This window comes from Pedobacter ginsenosidimutans (assembly GCF_001442625.1).
GTDB lineage: Bacteria > Bacteroidota > Bacteroidia > Sphingobacteriales > Sphingobacteriaceae > Pedobacter > Pedobacter ginsenosidimutans.
The window spans coordinates 13,479-34,803 of sequence record NZ_LMZQ01000050.1; the positions used below are offsets into that span (position 1 = coordinate 13,479).

21 protein-coding genes are annotated in these 21,325 nt (G+C 40.8%); 6 read left to right on the forward strand and 15 right to left on the reverse strand.

Annotation, left to right across the window (positions count from 1 at the left end):
* Positions 1-3: 3 nt before the first annotated feature.
* The 7 genes from ASU31_RS25180 to ASU31_RS25215 form a co-directional block, all read right to left on the reverse strand.
* Entirely contained in the window at positions 4-2,190 is a 2,187-nt protein-coding gene (locus ASU31_RS25180) for a TonB-dependent siderophore receptor (RefSeq protein ID WP_083505541.1), read from the reverse strand.
* A 295-nt stretch (positions 2,191-2,485) separates the two neighbouring features.
* Positions 2,486-2,902 carry a hypothetical protein gene (locus ASU31_RS25185; RefSeq protein ID WP_057935007.1) on the reverse strand — a complete coding sequence of 139 codons (417 nt, stop codon included), beginning with the start codon at positions 2,900-2,902 and terminating at the stop codon, positions 2,486-2,488.
* 793 nt (positions 2,903-3,695) lie between these two features.
* A complete protein-coding gene (locus ASU31_RS25195; protein WP_057935009.1) occupies positions 3,696-4,487 on the reverse strand; it encodes a phosphatase PAP2 family protein in 792 nt (263 codons plus the stop codon).
* Positions 4,488-4,490: 3 nt separating this feature from the next.
* Entirely contained in the window at positions 4,491-4,898 is a 408-nt protein-coding gene (locus ASU31_RS25200) for a hypothetical protein (RefSeq protein ID WP_057935010.1), read from the reverse strand.
* A 60-nt stretch (positions 4,899-4,958) separates the two neighbouring features.
* Positions 4,959-6,212 carry a sensor histidine kinase gene (locus ASU31_RS25205; RefSeq protein ID WP_057935011.1) on the reverse strand — a complete coding sequence of 418 codons (1,254 nt, stop codon included), beginning with the start codon at positions 6,210-6,212 and terminating at the stop codon, positions 4,959-4,961.
* On the reverse strand, positions 6,209-6,886 hold the full coding sequence (locus ASU31_RS25210) for a response regulator transcription factor (RefSeq protein ID WP_057935012.1): 678 nt from the start codon (positions 6,884-6,886) through the stop codon (positions 6,209-6,211). The genes ASU31_RS25205 and ASU31_RS25210 overlap by 4 nt, the downstream gene beginning before the upstream one ends.
* Positions 6,887-6,969: 83 nt before the next feature.
* The gene (locus tag ASU31_RS25215; protein WP_057935013.1) at positions 6,970-7,569 is read right to left on the reverse strand and encodes an HD domain-containing protein; all 600 of its coding nucleotides are present in this window, start codon (positions 7,567-7,569) and stop codon (positions 6,970-6,972) included.
* A gap of 203 nt (positions 7,570-7,772) precedes the next feature.
* On the opposite strand from ASU31_RS25215, the gene ASU31_RS25220 reads away from it, so the two are divergent.
* Together ASU31_RS25220 and ASU31_RS25225 are read left to right on the forward strand one after the other, a co-directional pair.
* Entirely contained in the window at positions 7,773-8,186 is a 414-nt protein-coding gene (locus ASU31_RS25220) for an EamA family transporter (protein ID WP_057935014.1), read from the forward strand.
* 91 nt (positions 8,187-8,277) lie between these two features.
* Positions 8,278-10,704 (forward strand): TonB-dependent receptor, encoded by a 2,427-nt coding sequence (locus tag ASU31_RS25225; RefSeq protein ID WP_057935015.1) that lies wholly within the window; start codon positions 8,278-8,280, stop codon positions 10,702-10,704.
* Positions 10,705-10,777: 73 nt separating this feature from the next.
* On the opposite strand, the gene ASU31_RS25230 is transcribed toward ASU31_RS25225, so the two are convergent.
* Genes ASU31_RS25230 through ASU31_RS25245 form a run of 4 tightly spaced genes read right to left on the reverse strand, consistent with a single transcriptional unit; the run spans position 10,778 to position 13,507 of the window.
* Positions 10,778-11,509: a GIN domain-containing protein gene (locus ASU31_RS25230; protein WP_057935016.1), complete on the reverse strand. Its 732-nt coding sequence runs from the start codon at positions 11,507-11,509 to the stop codon at positions 10,778-10,780.
* On the reverse strand, positions 11,506-11,889 hold the full coding sequence (locus ASU31_RS25235; protein ID WP_057935017.1) for a GntR family transcriptional regulator: 384 nt from the start codon (positions 11,887-11,889) through the stop codon (positions 11,506-11,508). Before ASU31_RS25235 ends, ASU31_RS25230 begins: the two co-directional genes overlap by 4 nt.
* 1 nt (position 11,890) lies before the next feature.
* Positions 11,891-12,670, reverse strand: a complete 780-nt coding sequence (locus tag ASU31_RS25240; RefSeq protein WP_057935018.1) for a hypothetical protein — start codon at positions 12,668-12,670, stop codon at positions 11,891-11,893.
* Positions 12,671-12,676: 6 nt separating this feature from the next.
* Positions 12,677-13,507: an ATP-binding cassette domain-containing protein gene (locus ASU31_RS25245; RefSeq protein WP_057935019.1), complete on the reverse strand. Its 831-nt coding sequence runs from the start codon at positions 13,505-13,507 to the stop codon at positions 12,677-12,679.
* 300 nt (positions 13,508-13,807) lie between these two features.
* On the opposite strand from ASU31_RS25245, the gene ASU31_RS25250 reads away from it, so the two are divergent.
* The 4 genes from ASU31_RS25250 (at position 13,808) to ASU31_RS25265 (ending at position 18,638) form a co-directional block, all read left to right on the forward strand.
* Complete coding sequence (locus ASU31_RS25250; protein ID WP_057935020.1) at positions 13,808-14,149, forward strand: PadR family transcriptional regulator; 342 nt, start codon at positions 13,808-13,810, stop codon at positions 14,147-14,149.
* A complete protein-coding gene (locus ASU31_RS25255) occupies positions 14,119-15,156 on the forward strand; it encodes a permease prefix domain 1-containing protein (protein WP_057935021.1) in 1,038 nt (345 codons plus the stop codon). The genes ASU31_RS25250 and ASU31_RS25255 overlap by 31 nt, the downstream gene beginning before the upstream one ends.
* A 64-nt stretch (positions 15,157-15,220) precedes the next feature.
* Positions 15,221-16,015 (forward strand): twin-arginine translocase subunit TatC, encoded by a 795-nt coding sequence (tatC, locus tag ASU31_RS25260; protein WP_245224610.1) that lies wholly within the window; start codon positions 15,221-15,223, stop codon positions 16,013-16,015.
* Positions 16,016-16,166: 151 nt separating this feature from the next.
* Positions 16,167-18,638, forward strand: coding sequence for a TonB-dependent receptor domain-containing protein (locus tag ASU31_RS25265; RefSeq protein WP_057935023.1), 2,472 nt, complete (start codon positions 16,167-16,169; stop codon positions 18,636-18,638).
* Between the two features lie 142 nt (positions 18,639-18,780).
* On the opposite strand, the gene ASU31_RS27670 is transcribed toward ASU31_RS25265, so the two are convergent.
* The 4 genes from ASU31_RS27670 to ASU31_RS25285 all read right to left on the reverse strand — a co-directional run bounded on the left by ASU31_RS27670 (position 18,781) and on the right by ASU31_RS25285 (position 21,267).
* Positions 18,781-18,948 (reverse strand): hypothetical protein, encoded by a 168-nt coding sequence (locus ASU31_RS27670; protein WP_157258301.1) that lies wholly within the window; start codon positions 18,946-18,948, stop codon positions 18,781-18,783.
* 315 nt (positions 18,949-19,263) lie between these two features.
* The gene (locus tag ASU31_RS25275) at positions 19,264-19,914 is read right to left on the reverse strand and encodes a hypothetical protein (protein ID WP_157258303.1); all 651 of its coding nucleotides are present in this window, start codon (positions 19,912-19,914) and stop codon (positions 19,264-19,266) included.
* A 737-nt stretch (positions 19,915-20,651) separates the two neighbouring features.
* A complete protein-coding gene (locus tag ASU31_RS25280) occupies positions 20,652-20,831 on the reverse strand; it encodes a hypothetical protein (protein ID WP_057935026.1) in 180 nt (59 codons plus the stop codon).
* 106 nt (positions 20,832-20,937) lie between these two features.
* Positions 20,938-21,267: a hypothetical protein gene (locus tag ASU31_RS25285; protein WP_057935027.1), complete on the reverse strand. Its 330-nt coding sequence runs from the start codon at positions 21,265-21,267 to the stop codon at positions 20,938-20,940.
* Positions 21,268-21,325: the final 58 nt, after the last annotated feature.

Below are 21,325 nucleotides of genomic sequence, written 5' to 3' on the forward strand. Positions count from 1 at the left end.
CAATTAAAATTTATAGCCTACGTTTAACCTGAACTCACGTGGTGGGTAGGGAACATAGGCATAGGTACCAATTGTAGCAGATGACGGCGTAATCCATGCACTTCCGTAATTAAACCTGTTGAATATATTATTCACAATTCCATTTACAGAAAAGCGGGCATTCGACCAGCCAATTCCGCCATCCACACGAAAAACAGGTGCAAGCTCCAGCTTTTGAAGTTCGTATCGGCCAGCTCTCCCTACCTGCAACTGATATCCAGCTGATACTGTTAAACCCTTTATTTCGCGAAATGGCAAAAGATAATTCAACCAGGTGTTCTGAATATGTTTAACCCGAAAAGGTGTAACCAATCCTATCCGGGCCACATTGGCATCCCTGGAAATATGACTATCTGTGTAGGCATAGTTGATTACCGTATTGAGGCCTTTTAAAATTTCTCCTTTCAGATCAAACTCGATCCCCTTGGAAAGGGTCTGCCCCAACTGAGTCTGGATATTGGTGGAAGGATCGCTTACCTTTACATTATCCCTGATAATTCTGTAAACCGAGATTGTGGTATTCCATTTCCCATCCATCCAGTCTTTCTTAAGCCCAGCCTCTATGTTTTCGCCCTTTAGGGGCTTAAATGCCTCACCATTTGTGGTATTAATTCCGCTTTGTGGCGTAAAGGTCTGATCAAAAAGTGCGTATACGGAAAAATCCGGCATCAGCGAATAGCTCAATCCCAACTTTGGCGTAAAAGCTGTATTTTTGGTCTCGCCCAAACTGGTTTTGGTTGGACTCTTTTGAACGCCTGTCTCACTAAAGGTCAGTCTGGCCGCTACTGTCACGCGTAACTTGTTTTCAAACATTGCAAGTTCATCCTGTACATAGACAGCCTGATACGAGATGGACTGCTGATCAGTCGCGATCTCTGATAATGCGCCCGTTCTAACGTTGGCATCAAAACCAATGCCATATACAGGATGATAAGCATCCAGTGGATAAAGGGTCTGGTTGGCTGTGGGATCACCTGATCCGGAATAGGATATAAACCTTTTACGGTTGATGTCGATACCACCTAAAAACTGGTGGCGGACCGCACCTGTATTAAATTCGCCGTTGATATAGGGCTGGATTGCCAGCGCATCTGTATTCAAACGCTCATAGGTTGCCCTGCGCATAATCAGGTTAGGCTGGGCCGCATTGTAGCGTGAAACAAAGAAATAAGTTCCTTCCAAGTGGTCACGTGCATATGCGGCATTTATTGTAAGGTGCCAGTTTTGGCTAAACGAGTTATGATAGCTTAAAAAACCGTTGTGCTCAACAGATTTAAATGGTGCCTTGTTGGGGTCATTTATAGTAAAGTCATTGGGCAAGCTTACAAATCCATCGGGTGCAAATACTGTCGAAAAATACTGTTGAAAGCGCTGGGTCTGGAATAGATACTCTGCAGAAACATAAGCGTGATCATTTATATTATATCTGATTACCGGATCCACCACAAGTTTATCGTTGAAATTATACTTCTGGAACGATTCAGACTTTTGCCCGGCAGCATTTAGCCGGTACTGCCATTTACCGGTTTTATCCAGGTTGCCGTCCAGATCTGCCGTGACCCTGTAAAGGTTAAAACTCCCCGTTGTGAAGCTAATCTGATTGGTATTGCTCCCCATAGGCTGTTTGGTAAGCACGTTATAAGAACCAGCCGGATCAAAAAGCCCATTGATATAACTTGAGGGCCCCTTAATAAACTCTACCCGGCCGATAATGGCAGCATCTTCCGCACTGGGGCCTGCGTAGATCATGGAAAGATCCAGCCCATTGCGCATCGGGGCAATCTGCGCTCCACGCATAAAAACAGAGGAGTTATACATGTCTGCATTGTTGTTTCGAATGGTACCGCTCACATTCCGCGTTACGCTTTCGTTAACATTGATAGATTGCTGGTCGGCAATAATACTCTGATCAATCTCCTGGATATTCTGTGGAAGCTGGAGCAGCGGTGTATTCAGTTTCAAAGCCGCTGAGGACCTGTTTAGGTTATACCTGCGGTAATAACGGGAACTTATTTTTACGTCGTTCAGTTTCTTTGCCGAGGTATCTCCTGTGATTTTAACCGAATCCTTTTTGAACTTTGTTTTCTCCTGGGCTGAAACTCCGGCCGAAAGCATAAGTAAACAAAGACCCGTTAATAGTATGTTTTTCATTTAAATTCTTTTTATGGTTGTAAACTGCGCGTTAAAAAAGAGCATCATCTTTCTGATCCGGCGGTCGCCAATTTATCTCTTGCTTGTTTTATACAAGATCTTTTAGAAGCGGTTAGATAAACAGAGCCGCTAGCGTTTTTATAATATTTTTTTAACGCAATTTTGTAGGAAAGCTCGTACATCCCGCGCAAATCTTTTACAATATGCTTTACGCGCTATGCAAAAAGCACAGCAAAGAACATTAGGCCCTGACCAGTAAAAGATTAATTAATAATTGTTGTGTTTATTGCTTCGACTATCTCCGGCGATATCGGCTGTCCAGATAATGATCAGCATCGACCATTACCCTTTTATAGCGACGGTCAATTTTATAGATCTTATCCAGCTCAGTTTTAAAATACCGAACAGATTCAGCTGCATCCTTGCCTGATACATCAGGTTCAAAGTGCTCCATCCATTCCTCCATCTCATGGTTCGCCTTCTCGATATTTACCATTATGGACAGGACCTTAACAGTATCCTTATCACCGATATTTCTATATACCGAATCCAGGGACTTGTACAGTCCATGAGCCAGATCTGCATCCCGCATTACCTTGTCATGAACACTGACCACTTTTGATCGGATTTCCCTATAGTTTTCCTGATTTTTACAGGAAAAAACAAAGACTGTTACCAATAAAATTGCAGGACAAATAACCAAAGATCTCATTTTGAGAAGTCATAAAATAAGCTATACACAAAATTATTTTGGTATCGTCCAAAAAATAGCGGTTTATCTTCCCAGAAGTAGAAAGAGTACCCATGGAGTGGACAATACCCGGATAAGTTTAGAGAGACTACAACTTATCGGTATTTAGCAGTTCCACTTTGGTGGCTGGAATATAGTGTAAGTACAGCTAATAGGTCGATCAATCCTAAGAGGTTGGTAATTAACAATATTTTTGGGGAAAATAAGAGATAAAAAAATTGGTTGAGTTAGAAGACCCAGAGGATAGGCACTACGCTGATTTTGGCGATCCTGTTTTTTTTCTTTTTCCTCTGCCTGTTTTAGTTTCTTCATTAGATAACACTTGCCATTACAGTGCATCCAGGGCCTGTTCTTATTTTCACACAATTTGGCAGCAATCTCCTTTTTATTCACTTCAAATCCTGCGTAAACCAAGTAAACGGCAAAATTTGATCCGATAAGTGCTACCAACAATAATATGACTAAAGACCTTTTAAACATTTCTGTCACAAAGATAGGAGTATAATTTAAAGTGGTTTGGTCAAAATGTTAAAGTTTAGCACATCAAACCGATGGAAGTGTCACGGACAGGTAAAATGACAGTAATACGTAGATATGCATGGCCGCGCATTCTCACAATATATTTACCTTAAACCGCCACTTGGATCTGATACAGCATATACGGTCTCCCTGTAGTTTCTGCCGACAGGGCGTTTATGGTGATTTAATTGGCAGAAAACATACATGATTAAGGTTGTGCCCCCCGGCTATACACTTAGAACCTTCCCGAAAGCATCAGTCCGGTGCTACCAGGTTGATGGAAGGGCATTAAAGTGAAATTGCCTTCTTTCTTTGTGGTGAACAGGCCTTTCATATAGGGATAAATCAGGTAAGCGATTTTTGTGGAAGCAATACCGAAACCGGCACCGGCCACCACATCGCTAAACCAATGTTTATTGTTGTACATCCTTAGTGTTCCTGTGGCCGTGGCCACAAAATATCCTGCGTAACCGATCCATGGATCTACATCCTTATATTCCTGATGGAGAAATTCTGCTGCCATAAAAGCTGAGGCCGTATGCCCTGAGGGAAAAGAATTCGTACCCGATCCGTCAGGCCGCATTCTGCCCACACCCTGCTTTACAAAATGGGTAGAAACGCCCATAATGGCAGCAGAGGTAACATATAACATGGAGGCATCGAACAGATTGTGTTTTCCTTTTACCCCCGATAGGTTAAGTGCATAAACCGCAGCGGCTGGGGCTAACTGTAAATAATCATCTACATGGGCGGCGAAAAGCGGGTGATCTTCCTGTAATTCAGCCTTGGTGCTCACATCAAGCTGTTTGAGTGCACCATGGTCGTAAACCGCAGCAAAACCATAACCGATCAATACTGCAGGTGCAATAAAGGTAATTGGCCTGAATTTCATCTTCGGCACAGGATTTCCGGCATACCATCTTCCTGCCGTATCGGCCGGAAGGATTGCAGTAGAATCGATAACCTGTGCAGAACAAATAGATATTGTAGTGATAAAAAGTAAGATAGAAAGACGTATTCTGCACATGATCTAGTTTTTAACGGTATTCCCGTTTACATCGAACAAAAGATCTTTACCTTTTACCTCAGCCTCATAATGTATTGTTCCATCGGCTTTTGTAATTTTTGCGGCTTCGGCAATCTTCTTGCCTTTTAGTTTGGCAAGTACGGTTACCGGCAGTTCTGAAGGTTTGATTGTGCTTTCTGTTTCCAGCAGAGTACCGCCCGGTGTATAAACTTCAGAAGTCTCTTTTCCATTGAGGATAAAACCAGCCTCATAATTAGCCTGCTCCATTTCCCATTTTACGTTAGCAGCAGGGTGTGATTTTTTAAAAGCAGCACTAACGGCAGCAGGTACTTTCAGAGCATTGATTTTTTGGGCCTGTGATGAGAAAACTGTTCCTCCCACTAGCAATATAATTACTAAAATCTGTTTCATAGTTTTAATTTTTAATCAAAACTATTCGGCAACTTTGTAGGAATTCTGTAGTTATCTGCCTTAGCCTAAATAAATTGAAAAAAAATGCATGTTTTCGATATGACTGTATTCAATATTGAATCCGTAAAGGTTACAGATCTGTTTGCTGATGGCCAGCCCCAATCCCATTCCCTCAGATTCTGTCGATTTTGAAAAACGGTCGAACATGCGGTTATGGATATTTAAGGTTTTTCCGGTATTTGAAATGGTAAGTTTTTCACTGGTCAATTCAAGCGATATCCTGCCATCGTTTATATTATGCCTTACGGCATTGCTGAAAAGGTTGTTTAAAAGGATATCTGCCAGATAGCGGCTCATGGTTACTTTCCGTTCCGATAGTTTTATTTCTACATTTAATCCGTCCCGTCCAAAAAGTTCCTGAAACTGACGGATTTTTGCTTCGATCATTTCTTTTAAGTCTATTTCCTCGGTATCCGATATCAGGTTGTTTTCTATCTTGGCCAACAGCAAAAGCGATTGATGTAACCTCGAAAGTCTACCTGTGGCTTGATAGATATCTTCCAGTAATGCACCCTGTTGTTCGGTAAAAGACTCTGTTTGCAGGAGCGAATCGAGCTTGGAATTGATCACAGCCAAAGGTGTCATCATTTCGTGCGAAGCATTATCGGTAAAACTTTTCAGTTCTTTATAATCCTGCTTTACTTTCTCGGCCATTGCATTTACCGATTTATTAAGTTCGTTAAACTCATCAATCCGCGTGGGCTCTTCTTTGATGTTATCCATGCGGGTTACCTCAAAAGCCTTCATCCGGTTAAGCACTACATAAAAGGGTTTCCAAAGCCTGTTTAGTACAAAACGGTTAATCAGCAATAGCGAAAAGAGCAGTAACATGGTAATGCCCAGGGTGATCAACAGGATAATCCTTACGAGGTCTTCCGATTCAACACGCGATTTCGTTATGGTAACCACTATTGTTTTTCCATTAAGGTTAACGGTGGTTACCAGACTTCTACCCGGCTCCTGTTCTTTCTCTTTAGGATTTAAGTAAGTGGTATAACTGAATTCGCGTACATCCGTGGTGTCGCCCTTTGGGCTGCTGTAAGAAATCTGCTGATCGAGGTAGGTTGCTGGCAGTGGAAGTTTTTTGTAGGTGTGGGTATATTGCCTGATCTCGTTTTCTTCAACGGCAAGGTCTTTATCAAGTTTGTTTGTCAGAATGAGGTGGATAACCAGGTAATAGATAATCCCGGTAATAATCAGCACGATGATGGAGGTGATGATGTTTACCCTGTTGTAACGGGTGGAGAGTTTCATTGGCTGCTGAATTTATAGCCGATACCATAAACAGAGCGCAGATGGTCTTTTGAACCAGCCTCGCTGAGCTTCTTTTTTAAATTTTTAACGTGAGTATAAATGAAGTCAAAATCATTTGAAAGATCCATTTCATCGCCCCAAAGATGTTCGGCCATTGCGTTTTTGGTTACCACCTTATTCTTGTTGGACAGGAAATACACTAATAGATCGAACTCTTTTTTAGTCAATACAACAGGATGTTCATTTACGGTAGTTTTCATCGCGGCAACATCAACCTTGATCTCATCAAAAATAATCAGGTTGGTTCCTTCAAAGTTTTTTCTCCTCACAATCGCACTTACCCTTGCTTTTAGCTCCGATAGGTGGAATGGCTTTACCAGGTAATCATCTGCACCAAGATCAAGCCCGGCCAAACGGTCATCAAGCGAATGCCTTGCCGAAATAATCAGTACGCCGTCTTTTTTGTTCATGCTTTTCAATCGGGTCAACAGCTCCAGCCCTTCTCCGTCCGGCAGCCCGAGGTCTAACAAAATACAATCGTAATGATATAGTGCTATCTTTTCGGATGCTGTAACGAAGTCGGTTGCAAGCTCACAGATGTTGCCCTCGCCTGTAAAATAGGCAAGGATACTCTCATAGAGTGCCTGTTCATCTTCGATGATCAAAATTTTCATGGTGTAAATTATTAAATTATGCCGGGATTTAAAGTGAAGCTAACCAGCGATGGGTACAAATCCGTATTTTCAACAATTATATATTAACCAATCCGGCCTATCAGTTTTTTTATGTTCAGCATTTTCTTTTCCTGTAATATCTTTTTGCCATAAGCAGTAAAATACTCATGCCGACTGAGCATTTCCAGGTTCAATGTATCCCATGCCAGATCGGTATAAACCAATCCGAGGTTTTCTTCCCATTCACGTTTTAGTCTATCGGCATAGTCCTGATAATCATTTAGCGAAAAATGGTAGAAATCTGCATCACAAATAACCATTTCCAGTTCGTTTTTGGGGTATTGTGGAAACCGGGTAGCCATAATGCATCCGCGCACCAGTTCTGTTCTTTCTCTCGCAAAGCCATTTTCTAAAAGAAATTCTGCAGCAATCTCTGCGCTGGCTTCTTCGTGCCCGACGTATTTTTCGGTATAGCCAAGATCGTGCAAAAACGCCGCAAGAATCACCACCAAACGGTCGGATTTTGAAAGTCCCATGTGGCGGCTTATTAACTGTACACCTTCAACCACCAGTAAGGTATGCTCAAGATTATGGAAATACATTCTTTGCGAAAGCCCGTTCTTCAACTGGTCTTCAACAAATAATTTTACCTTGGTTAATAACTGATCGGCTTTTTTATCCATCTAGATTAAATTAATCCGGCGCAATGATAAAACTCAATTCTGGAGAAAATCTGTAGTGCACATAATTATACTTTGTGCTTACAAATGTTTTTGTACTTCCTAATTGCCTCACAATAACTATGCGATTCAATACAATTTTACTACTGAATTAATGGTTAAATTCCTTTTTACTCCTTAAATTGCTTTAACCTAAAATCTTTAATATGTGGAAATATTATGCAATCTTATCTGCTTTTTTCGCCGCAGCTACTGCAATCCTTGCTAAAATCGGGATCAAAGGCGTCAATGGAAATCTGGCAACGGCGATCCGCACCATTGTTATTCTTTTCATTGCCTGGGGTATCGTGCTGGCCACCGGTGAAATTTCGCAGCTTAAAACACTGAGCAAAAATAACCTGATCTTTTTGGGCCTCTCGGGTGTTGCAACAGGGCTTTCGTGGATTTTTTATTTTAAGGCACTCGAAACCGGAAATGTTTCGAAAGTTGCCCCGATTGATAAACTAAGTGTAGCTATAGCCATGGGGCTTGCTTTTCTGATCCTCAAAGAACCCATTGAGGTAAAAACACTCATTGGCGGTCTTATGATTGTGGCTGGGAGTCTAGTGATCCTGTTATAAACCGGAACAGATCAGATCGATAGTAGTTTTCAGAAGTTCAGATTGTCTTCAGAATTGCTTTATAATTTGCCTTTCGGAAAACTTATAAATTATGAAAAACTACATACGGATATTGAGGCTTTTTTGCCTTGCGCTATTTCTTTGCCCAGAGGATGCAGAAGGACAGGAAAAGCCGATAACCCTTTCAGGACAGATCAGGGATGCAAAAAATAAGAATACACTGCCTTTCGGAAATATACAGTTAAAAAAAGGAACCGATACAAAATTTATTTTGGGTACGGTAAGCAACGAACAGGGCCGGTTTACCCTTAAAGATGTGCCTTCGGGAGAATATATTCTTGAAGTAAGCATGGTGGGCTACCAACGCATCAGCAAAACCTTCAGCGTTGGCATACTAAGCCCTTTTTTAGATCTTGGGAATTTCGATCTTATAGAAGATCCCCAGACCCTGCAAACCATTGAGATAAAGGGAACATCCACATCTGAAGGGATATCCAACAAAATGGATAAAAAAAGCTACGACATTACAAAAAATACAAGCCAATTGGGTGGGTCGGTACTTCAGGCCATGCAGAATCTTCCAGGCGTAACCATTCAGGATGGTAAAGTGCAATTGAGGGGGAATGATAAGGTTGCAGTACTCATTGATGGAAAACAGAATGCCATCACAGGTTTTGGTAGCCAGACCGGGCTTGATAATATCCCGGCATCATCCATAGAGCGGATTGAGATTATAGCAAACCCTTCTTCTAAATTCGATGCCAGCGGAAATGCAGGCATTATCAATATTATATACAAGAAAAACAATCAGGAAGGCTTAAATGGCAAAGTGGGTTTTAACAGCGGTCTTGGATCACTCTGGCTCAGAAAAGAAAACCTACCGGGGATATCGCCGCAGTACCAGGCCACTCCAAAACTTAATCCATCGCTTTCGTTAAACTATAAAAAAAACAAAACCAATATCTTTTTACAGGCGGATTATCTGTACTCCCAAACACTGAACAAAAACGAATTTTCTCAGCGCATCTTTGATAGTGGCATGGTACTGAACCAACAGGTAAAAAGAAACCGGACAACGACCTTTACAACCGTAAAAACCGGAGTGGATTATAATCCTGACGAACACAATAGCCTTACGGTATCTGCGTTTTTCAACAGGGAAAAAATCATCGACCTAGGTGATATCCCCTATTTTAATGGAGATTATACGGTACGGAACCGGTTGTGGCAATTTGTAGAGGACGAAGTAAAATATACGGCCACCGGTTCTGCTGTATACCAGCATAAATTTGCCCAGCCAGGACATACCTTAACTACAGGATTTAATTATACCTGGCACAGGGAAGACGAAAAATACAATTTCACTAACATCCTGCCCACTTTTAGCGGCGAAGATGCCTTTAAACTTTTGTCGGACGAACATGTTTCTGATCTTACCATTGATTATGTAAAACCCATGAAACATGGCCGGATTGAAGCCGGACTTAAGTACCGTTATCGGAACATCCCGACCAATATGCAGTTCTTTGCTGGGCTTAATTCGCCCATTGATGTGAACGCTGGAGGCTGGGCAGACTATAGTGAACATATTCCAGCAGTATATGGAAACTATATTTATGAAACGCCCAAAATCGAACTTGAAGCCGGCCTGAGAATGGAGTATGCCAATATTTACTATGATGTAAACCCCGACCACAATACGTACAAAAGCGACGGTTATGATTACCTCCGCCCTTTTCCAAATCTTCGCTTTGCTTACAAAATCAATACGGACAACAGGATCACTTTCTTTTACAACCAGCGTGTAGACCGTCCAAACGAAGTGGATATCCGTATTTTCCCAAAATATGATGAACCAGAACTGCTCAAGGTAGGTAACCCTACCTTACGCCCACAGTTTACCACTTCGCTGGAACTCGGTTATAAATACAATTGGGACAAAGGTTATCTGTATGGATCAGCTTTTCATAAAATTATTTCGGGCACCATTACCAGGATTGCCACACAGGTTCCTGGAAATACCATCTTGTATAATATTTTCCAGAATGCCGGAAAAAGCTACAATTCGGGAGGGGAACTGCTTTGGCAACAACAGCTCAAGGCCTGGTTTTCCTTCAACCTGAGTGGGACGGTATACCAGAATACCATTGATGCATTTAGCGTAGAAAACAGATACCCCGTACCCACTCAATATAGCATGACCAAGGAATCCTTAGTATCCGGGAATGTGAAATTCAATGCCCAGTTTAAGTTAAAAGGCGATACCGATATCCAACTTTCTATGGCCTACCTGGCGCCGGACATTATTCCCCAGGGAAAAATCGGCTCAAGGTTCTCAACAGATCTTGGAATTAAAAAGCAGATCCAGAAAGGAAAAGGTGAACTGTTTTTAAACGGCAACGACATTTTTAATACGCTGAAAATCAAAAAAGAGATTACTGGCAACGGATTCAGGCTAAACAGTACCGATTATTATGAAACCCAGGTATTCAGGATGGGTTACAGTTATAAGTTTTAATCTAATTCTGGAATATCGAATATCAGTGTTATGGTATGCGATATTCCAGAAATACAAACCCTCGGGCGGTTTATTATCTTTCCCCGTTTTCTTCGATAATCCGCAAGGACTTCCCATTGAGCGTTACGGTTGCTTCATTGGAAAGATGATATTCACTTTTGGTGATCTTCGGATCCAGTAGCTCAAGTTTTCCTGACCCGGGAATTTTGAATACTGCGTTGCCAAAAGTTCCAGAATGCAACTGTAGGGATGAAACACCTTTTCCATGCGCACCGATCAATGCGTTCAGACTACCAACAGAGATACTATCCAGAACAGCGGAGGAAGAAATACCCAGATCGACATCCATTGAATCCTGTCTAAATCCACTGATACCTATTTGACCGAAAAGCCGTGCATGCTCCCATTTCTCACCGGTTCTAAAATACGGCTTTGTGCTGATCCGCTCAAGATTGTCAAGAACAATGACCAGATCATCGTTATAGACCATAAAATCTGCCCGCTTAGCCTCATCGCTCAGGTCGATCTTTAAACTACCTTGCTCAACACTCCAGATCACCTTATCCTTGGCGCGCGCACTTAGGTAAATGCCGCTATTTTTCCCCTGACGGATATAACATGTAATTTTATTCGAGCAGTCGAGTTCAATCTTTGAAACCTTGTTTATCTGATTATAGCTAAGCCCATAAAATGGATTTTTATAATCCCCGTTTCGGTATGAAGCTTTTAAGGTAAAATTATATACAGTTAGCGAGATCAGTATGATAGCTATAGCCGAAATGATCATAATATTGCTGTTTTTCATATTTGTTTGGATTGGTTCATGGTTTTCTTATAGGATTCGAACTGTGCGCCGATCTCCTCAATGGTAATCCCCAGCAGGTACATATTCTTGAGCAGTTCCGGCAGGTCCTGTCCCATGAAGCGTTCCTTACTGAAGCTCCTTATTTTTTCAATGGCATCACTATGGATGAAGAAACCGATCCCTCTTTTATTTGAGATCACCTCTCTTGACTGCAGTATCTCATAGGCCCTCACCACCGTATGGGGGTTTACCTGAAGATCAGATGCCAGTTCCCTAACTGAAGGGATCTTCTGTTCCGGCAGCCATTTGCCCAGCATGATATGCTCGGTAACGAAATTTGCCACCTGGGAATAAATTGCTTCGTTTTCTCTAAACTCCATATTATACCTGCTTCTCCTTCAATCTAAAATAGCTTCCCAACCACAACAGGCCACAGACCAATACGAGTGAAGCAAACACCACAGCATCGCCCAAATGATCTCTCCTGATAAACCAAAAATGGCCCGCTTCAGTGATTCCGACCGAACTGAACGGGATACCCTTGTCTACCTTGAAACCAAAAATCCAGTTTAACAGCATGGTATTAAAAACACTCAGAAACAGGATAAATAAGAAAAAAAGAAAAGCAGTTTTGATAAAATGGAGCCTTTCAAAGTATATTGCCCCGATAAAACAGATCGCCTGAAGAACGGCAAACTGTGGAAATGCAATCCAGAACGGATCGTCGGTTGAAAATATATTCACCATATTGTTCTTATCTGAAATACCGACATTGCCCGCATATAGCACAATATAATCTACGGCGTAAAAGCAGCCGACATACACCAGCTGAAAAACAACAAAAGAATAAAGCCAGGCGACCAGATATTTCTCCAGATGAGATACGGGAAGGGTTAGAATGGGTATGGCCTTCTTTCTGCTACCAAGATCTGCAAAGATCATACTGGTAAATATCGTTCCAGAAAAGATCATGATGTTAAGAAAAATAATGCCCTGTTGAAATACACCTATATGGCCATCGCTGGTATAAGTAATAAAACTAAGGATGAGGGTGAGTACCCCGATCAGAACCCCTATTGACATCAGGTAGGTCTTGTAATTTTCGGCACTATGTTTTTTGAAAAGTGCGATAAACCGCTTCCAATTAAATATATCGTTCATATCCTGTTATTTTAAATGTTGTAAAATTAAATTTTCTCCATTAACAACCGCATTAAATAGCAGTTCCATATCCACCTTACCATACTGCTCATCGGTGTTGATACTGATGGTATTGGTACCGATCATATTATCTTCAGCGTAGAGTATCCTATCTGGGTTTGCCCTTCCGGCCGAACTAAAGAGCAAACGCTCCCCGATTACATCTAAAGGAAGGTTTACTACGATCTCTTTATTATGGAGCACAAGAAGGGTATCGATCAGACTGTCCAGATCCCTCACCTGATGAGTCGAGATAATGATGCACCGCTCATCAGAGAGTGCTGAGGAAATAACCTTTCTGAACTGGACCTTTGAGGGAATATCAAGTCCATTGGTCGGCTCATCCATGATCAAAAGAGATGTATTTGTTGCCAGGCCAAAAGAAATCATCATTTTTTTCTGTTGTCCAAAAGAAAGCTTGCTTAGGTTCTCCTCTCTGTCTACATCAAACTCCGACAGCAGTTTATAAAAATACGTACGATCAAAGGCCGGATAAAAGTGTGCCGTCCGGGCAACAAAAGACTCCGTACTTAGCGATGGCATGTGTACCTCTTCTGGAATAAAAAAAAGCCCCTGAAGAAAAGAAGGCTGGCGCCTGGCTGCAATTTTACCGTTGACCATACATTTCCCCTCAAAAGGAAAGGCAAGCCCCGCTATATTTTTGAGCAATGTAGATTTTCCAGCACCATTTTTCCCCAAAAGCCCATAGATGTGCCCTTTTTCAAGTTTCAGGTTCAATTTTTTAAGTAATGTGGATTTTTTAGAATATCCAAAACTCAGGTCAATGATCTCTATCATAATGAAGATATTTTTAGTATAATCACTGTATCACTTATGTAACACACTACAAAAGTAAATTTAAATCCGGTATTTCAAAATATTTTATTCAATTTTTTATGTTTAGCGGCCAGGGCTAATTAAGCGCATTCAATTCCCTTACCTACTCTTAACTAAAACTATTCCTTGCAACCCGCAATTGAAAACAACATTCACTATTTACTTTCATGGTTACCAGCAGGATAACCCAATTCTTAAAGTTTAGTATAAAAATAATTTCACATACATTGAACTTCTACGTATATTTGAAAAAACATTTTTATGCTATCAAAGGAGCTAACTGCAGCATCATCTATCCCCATAATCCTTTCAACCCTTATTGAAGGCGAGAGTTATGGCTATGAGATCATCAAAAAAATAAAAGAGGCCTCAAACGGAAAGGTCCTATATTCCGATGGAACCCTATATCCGGTACTGAGAAAGCTGGAGGACAAAGAGCTCATCCGATCGGAATGGCGGATTGCCGAAAATCAAAAGAGACGACGGTATTATACCATTACAGATAAAGGAATAACACAGCTGAAGGAAGAAAAACTGAGCTGGGAATTTATGAACGGACTTTTAAATACATTATGGGCACCACTTCCGCTTACCTCAGTTTAAAGATTGCTGAATGGCAATCAAATCTTATCAAGACATCACTTACCCCCGACGATAGGGAAGAACTAACTAACCATCTTGATGATGTGATAACAGAGCTCACCGAACTGGGACTGAGCGATGAAGAAGTGTGGGCAGTTGCCGTAAAACGTCTCGGATCGGTTTCAGCGATTGAGTCTGAATTTGAAAAGGTCAATCCGGACATGCCGTTCAGAAAAAATGGGCTTCTGATGGTATACGGAGCCGTCATTATGCTCTTTCTGCAATCTTTTTTTATTATAGTTCCTGCATTTATCTTTAGAGCCAATCAAGAAAAAAATACGGATCAGCTCTTTCTTGGCATCAGACTGTGGCCCATGGTTTTTAATATACTGATCATAGTCCTGATCAGCATTATACTTATCTTTATTTTTAAAGGAAAGGTTTTGGCAAGGGCCTTAAGCAAACTTACAGGTAAGCTAAATATATTATCTGCATTTATCTCTGTAGTGGTAATTGTTGCTTCTGCCTTTTTTACTATTCAGCTCATCGGATTAAGCAAAACAGATAAGCTCCATTCGGTAGCACCAAAATTTAAAATGCTTACCCAGTTGTTCTATCTGGGGCTGATTGGCCTCATCGGGTATTTTCTTTTGATCGGAAACAACAGAAATGTACGTACCCTATTATCTTTTAACAGGAAGTTACACTGGAAAGTTTCATTGCTGCTCGGTGGGATTACCTGCCTTGCTGTTATCTTTAGCTACACCTACCGCCTGGCTTATCTCCCGTTGATTATCGGATGCCCCTTATTTGCCGTTCTTGGATGGATGGTGAGTTTTTCTGAGAAAAAAGGTATAAACCTGTTTTGCTGCCAGCTGTTTTTAATGCTGTTCCTGTTCTCTGAACTTAGTGGCCGTTACAGTGAAATGTTTACCAAATACTACTTCGTTATACTCGTTTTCTTGCTGATGGGCGCATTTTATCAAAAAGCATTTGGTTACTTGTCCAGGTTATTTAGCAATGTCTGAAAGTAATAAACTTCGTAAATGGTTTCTTAGGTCAAAAAATCAAGATAGCGGTGACCATGGTGAAATGTCTTTTTTTGCTCACCTGGATGTACTCCGTAAACATCTGATCAGATCGGCCCTTGTGATAGCTTTAACAACAATCTGGGCCTTTTGTTATTATGATTTCGTTTTCGACAAGATAATCCTAGGCCCAAAAAAGGCTGATTTCCCAACCTACAGGATAATGTGCTGGATCAGTGACCGTTTTAACTTAGGTACCAGCTATTGCCTTAAAGAGATCAGCTTCAAGATCATCAATACCGAAATGGCCGGACAGTTCAATCTTCAGCTCAATTCATCGGTTATTGTCGGGATTATATTGGGTTTTCCTTATCTTTTGTTCGAGCTATGGCTCTTTATCAAACCGGCCCTACATTTAAGAGAGAGAAAAGCAGCAAGAGGTTTTGTTTTTTATGCTACCCTGCTTTTTCTTCTGGGCATTTTGTTTGGCTACTACATTATTGCTCCTTACTCGATACGTTTTCTTGTGGGCTTCCATGTGAGCGAAGTAATCGAAAACCAGATCACCATCGATTCCTATCTGTCATCAATTGTTACCCTTACTCTTGGAACGGGAATTATTTTTGAAATGCCCATCGTTGTATTAATTCTTTCAGGATTGGGCCTGCTAACACCTAAACTGATGCGAAGTTCCAGAAGGTACGCGGTTGTAATCATGTTGATTATTGCAGCGGTAGTTACCCCTACCCCTGATATACAGACCATGCTGATTGTATTCTTGCCGTTGATGATACTTTATGAGATCAGTATCATGGTAGCGGTACGGGTTGAACGGAAAAACATGCAGGCTCAGGGATAGGCATTACTACCAACCTCGTATTTACCTGTCTCACTATTGGCGGACCTGTAATTATGCTATTACAATGAATATTGGCTCAGCAAGAAAATGGATTCTTCAGTTTTGCAACAGAATCTACGGTGATATTTGTGTTATATTATAATTCATATTCATGCGATACCTTTTAACTGTACTTTTCCTTATAACTTTATCTAATACCTTATTTGCACAAACCAATCCCGGAAAGGGAAAAATTTCCGGAACAGTTATCGATGCCACTACAAAAGAGCCAATTGATTTTGCGACCGTCACCATTTTCAAAACAGGAACAAAAACTGTGGTCAACGGCATCAGTTCTAATGCTCAGGGAAACTTTACGGTTTCTGGTCTTGCAAACGGTGTATATAAAGTTGCTGTAGATTTTATAGGTTACAAAGAAAAAATCTTCGATCCGGTAACCATCAGTGCAACATCATCCAATATTCATCTTGGTACTACTTTATTGGTTTCTACGGTAGATCAGTTGCAATCTGTAACGGTTACAGCCAAAACGCCCATTATAGAGAACAAGATCGACAAAACCGTTTACAATACCGCTAACGATCTTACCGCACAGAACGGTGTGGCTTTGGATGTGTTAAAAAAAGTTCCGATGGTAAGTGTTGATATCGATGGAAATGTGGAACTGCAGGGAAGTGGAAGCGTCCGTTTTTTAATCAATGGCAAGCCCTCCAGTATTTTTGGTGCCAGCCTTGCTGATGCGCTGCAGTCGATTCCCGCCAGTCAGATCAAAAGTGTAGAAGTGATTACCAGTCCGGGTGCGAAATATGATGCCAGTGGCACAGGGGGGATCATCAATATCGTATTAAAAGATAATAAATTCCAGGGCATGAACGGAAGTGTCAATGTTTCTGCCGGAACAAGATTGGAAAACGGATCGGTAAACCTGAATGTAAAAAAAGGAAATTTTGGTGTTGGTGTTTTCTTTAGTGGGAACAAACAGTTCAACACGGTTACAAAAAGTTCACTTGACCGCCTTTCCTATAATAATACCAGAGATACGATTAACAGGTTTTTTCAGGACGGAAGCAACCCTACCAAAAGAGGGAGCTACCAGACTGGCATCAATCTGAACTGGAGCATTACACCTAAGGATGAAGTCACAGCTACCTTTGGTTACAATCATTTCAATAATAACGGAAGTGGGGTTACCAACCAAAACCAACAATACCTGCTTGCCTCATCTGGGCTTTTGTTATCCAATATCCAGAGCACCAGAAATTCGGTCAGTAATTTTAACGCCAACTCAACCGATATTAGTTTAGCCTACAAAAAAAGTTTCAAAAAAGGAGGTCATGAACTGGATTTTCTCTATAATTCGAGTTTTGGAAACAACACCGTTCGTACTTCACAAACCTCTGCCTACCTGAACGGCAATTATCCAACAACCGGATTACAGAGCTCGAACCCTGGTAAAGAAAATGAGACCGAACTTTCTGTTAACTACACTTTGCCTGTAAGCAAAAAACTCACAATTGAAAGCGGAGTAAAAATGAATATAGACGACCTGAACAATAATGTGGTTACGGATACTTTAACCACAAACGGATCGTATATTAACAATGCCAACCAAACCTATGGCTTTAATTATAAGAGGAATGTATATTCGGCCTACCTATCGGCTTCTTTTTCACTTTTTAAAGATTTTATTACGGGCAAGACGGGACTTAGGTATGAACGTACTGGAAAAGTAGCAGATTTCTCCGGTGCAGAAATAGCCGGATACAATACTTTTGCCCCATCTTTTACCCTTCAGCATAAACTCGATGATTCGCAATCTATCAAACTCTCTTATACCTATAGAATCGAAAGACCAGATTATGGTGACCTCAACCCATTTTACAATATCAGCGATCCGCATAATATGAGTACCGGAAATCCACTGTTGAAGCCTGAAATCGGCAATAACTTTGAATTGGGTTACAGCAAAAACTTTAAAAACGGAGCAAACATTTATTTTGCTGGATATTTCAGGAGAAATACCGATGATATGCAGCAGCTTACCACCTATTATGACGTATTGACCATCAATGATATCGATTATTCTGCTGTTTCACTTACCCAAAGATTCAATCTGGGCACGCAGACAAGCATTGGCGCGAGTTTATTTGCTTCGGTACCTATAACCAAAAAATTGAACCTGCGCACCAACATACAGGCAGGCAACAGAGACAATGTATCGCCTGGCCTGGCAAGTGTTAGTGCATTTGCCTACAGAACCAACCTAAATGCAAGTTATGAGCTTCGCAATAATCTTTTGGCAGAAGTTTTTGGAAATTATAATTCATCACAAAAAAACTTAAGGAGTACAAGACCCTCAGTATTCAACTATAGTATCGCGATAAGAAAACAGTTTCTCAACAAAAATGCGAGTATCGGTTTAACAGGAGTAAATCCTTTCAACCGGAATCTCACGCAGAGACAGACCAGCTTTGGCCCAAATTTCGATCAGACAAGCCTTAGGTTTGTTCCTGTACGGTCCTTTGGGTTAACATTATCCTATAAATTTGGCAAGCTACAGTTTAAAAAAGATTCGAAAGAAGACAATGGGCCGCAGCTGCCCGATGTTGGCGGGGGAAAATAGTTTTAAGGCCGTAGTCTCCCAAAAAAGCAGCTAACTATTTGAGAAAAAATACAAAAAGGAAAAAATACTGATTAGCAGAGAACCGTTGGCATAGGGCTTTGTTTAAACGGTTCTCCGGCTTTCGCTCTTAATTGCTAGGTGCTTAAGGAATTGTAATTGTCTCAAGTTCTACAACATGTGCACTAAAAAAGCCAAGTGCTCCACCACTGACATTACTTACCAGATTGGCGGGAGCTGCCCGGTCGGCAGAACTGCTGGCATTGAAAAGGCTAAATAAATAGGTGTATACCGGAGCCTCAACGCCATGCATTTCTACAGTAAGCCTGTCACCCTTAACAAGTCCTTACTATGATCTTTTCCTTACTATGATCTTTTGTCCTGTTTTAAAAGACAAGGTATTCGTTGATCTCCTTATCGGAAGTAAACTCATCACTGAAAACCTCAATTTCACTATATTGATTGTGATTATGACTCGTCGTATATTTACTTGTCGTTTGGTGGCAGATATTATCAATCGTATCATCAAACCTTCGAACTGAACTCCACAGATTTTCACCAAAAGCAACGAAGAACCTCAAAAGTAGCCTACCCATTTCGGGTCAAATGGTCATAACTTGATTGCCTCCTAATTTGTGGAAGACAGAGACATATTAAGTTTATGGTCGGGGGCCTTGCCAAAGTGGCTAGTGTACCATTCAATCAGTTTAGGAGATTTAAACTGGTTATTTCCATTTATTCCTCTAATAAAACGTTTGGCAGATTTAGTTCCATTTTCCCCTTCCATGGCTTGATAAAGAACATAATCCACAATAATTTTATCATCTGGCTTGGGGCCTTTGTAAGCCAAAATCGCTCCATCCTTCCCGATGATGAACGGTGCCGGATCGCCGATCGCCAAAATTTTATGGAATTTGGCAGACGAAACATCAGCACCTAATTTATTGGTTGATGAGGTATCTGAACCTACATATAGACTGGCAAAAATTACGTCGGAATATTTAGCAAAGCGTTCCTTTAGCAACCGGTATGATTTTTCCTGCTGAACTGAGAGTTTCTTATTTCCCCAAACATATAGATAGACCGTTTTTCCCCTGTATAAGCTGCCAAACGAGTGATTACTTCCATCAGCATCCACAATTTGTATATCAGAAATATAAGTATCGGTATAATCATTATAGTCTTTAACCAAAAGTTTGGCGATTCCTTTCACCATCATTGTGCAGGAACTACCAAGGACACAAAGGGCAATAATAAACAAGTAAGTATATTTCTTCATCTTCTTTAAAGCTTGTTTGACGCTGGTAACGTGTATTTGAATTAGTTTATATAGGAGAGACGACAAGAATTGATCGAAGGTTGCATCAACATTCTAAAATATTTTTATCAATGACTATTAGAAACGGTGCGAGACTTATTTTGAAATCTTCAACTCTGATTTACGCTTCAAATCATCAACAAAAAAGTTCGTTAAAGATCTCGTTAAGAGCACCAAAAATTTAACATGTGATATATTTAATAAACTATTCAATGTATGTTTTTAAACGAAAAAGATTAGAGCAGATAATATTGATTAAAAAAAATCTGATTTTGAAAACGTCTTTTAAAATGTATGATAATTTAATACCTTTTAAACAAAAAATTTGCAAGAAAAATAGAGGTGAGTTTTTGGCGACCTAATGCCAAATACGATTTTAACTTCCTTAAAAACAAATAATTAAAACCAAAGGTCCTACACCCTTTCATTCCACCCTAAATTTAATAAAGGAATCTTGTCCTTCGCAACAGGGATAGCAGCGGATACCGGCCTGTGGTTAAGGCCTGAAGGCGTATGAGCGGATAGCCCGGCAGTTGCCAAAAAAAATATAAAGCGGCTATCAAAATTAGACAACCGGGCATAAAACAAAAAACTTCGACACTTGCCCAGGTCTACGCACATATATTTGAATGACTGTATGCCAAACGAAAAGCCACTGATCTATACCAGTGGCTTTATTTCCCAAAACAGTCTCCTGTTTATTTTGCGCTGTTCTTTTTCTCCGTAACCTCAGCCCTGATCTCTTGGGCAAGGTTTTTAAGGTCTTGCATTGCTTTACGTACACGTGTACCGGCTGCTGCATTTCCACCATCATAAAATTTCGTCACATCAGCCTCAACTGAAGCGATTACTTCCTGTACCTGTTTGAATTTGTCCATAACTGTTTTTTAAGGGGCCAAAGGGCCCGGATATAATTATTTTGTCCTTGGAAACCGTGTTCCAGCCCCAAAACTAAACATTTAAGCGGGAAAGCAAAAAAAAGAACTATTGAAAACCAAGATGCCCGGCTTCACTGCTTACCCCTATCGCATTGGCTCTCCACAGGATAAAGCCCAGCCTGCCGCAGCATTCCGCAACAAAATACTCGATATCCGCAGGTACATCATTCACGATACGGTAGCGGATTTTGTATTTCGGGTTATAGCTGATATAGACAACCAGATCATCGTCTGAAAATCCCCTGCCTGACAAAGGCTTGAAATGGGCTTCCTGTAATTCCTTTGCGGTCCGGACCAAACGGTCGTTCATTACTTTGGCCAATGCTTTTTCAGGCTTAAAATCTGTCTCTAAAATAGCCAGTACGGTTACGGTCATCAGGCAAAAATAGACAGATTAGGCACATTGACAAATGCTTTAGGATAAGCAACTGAAA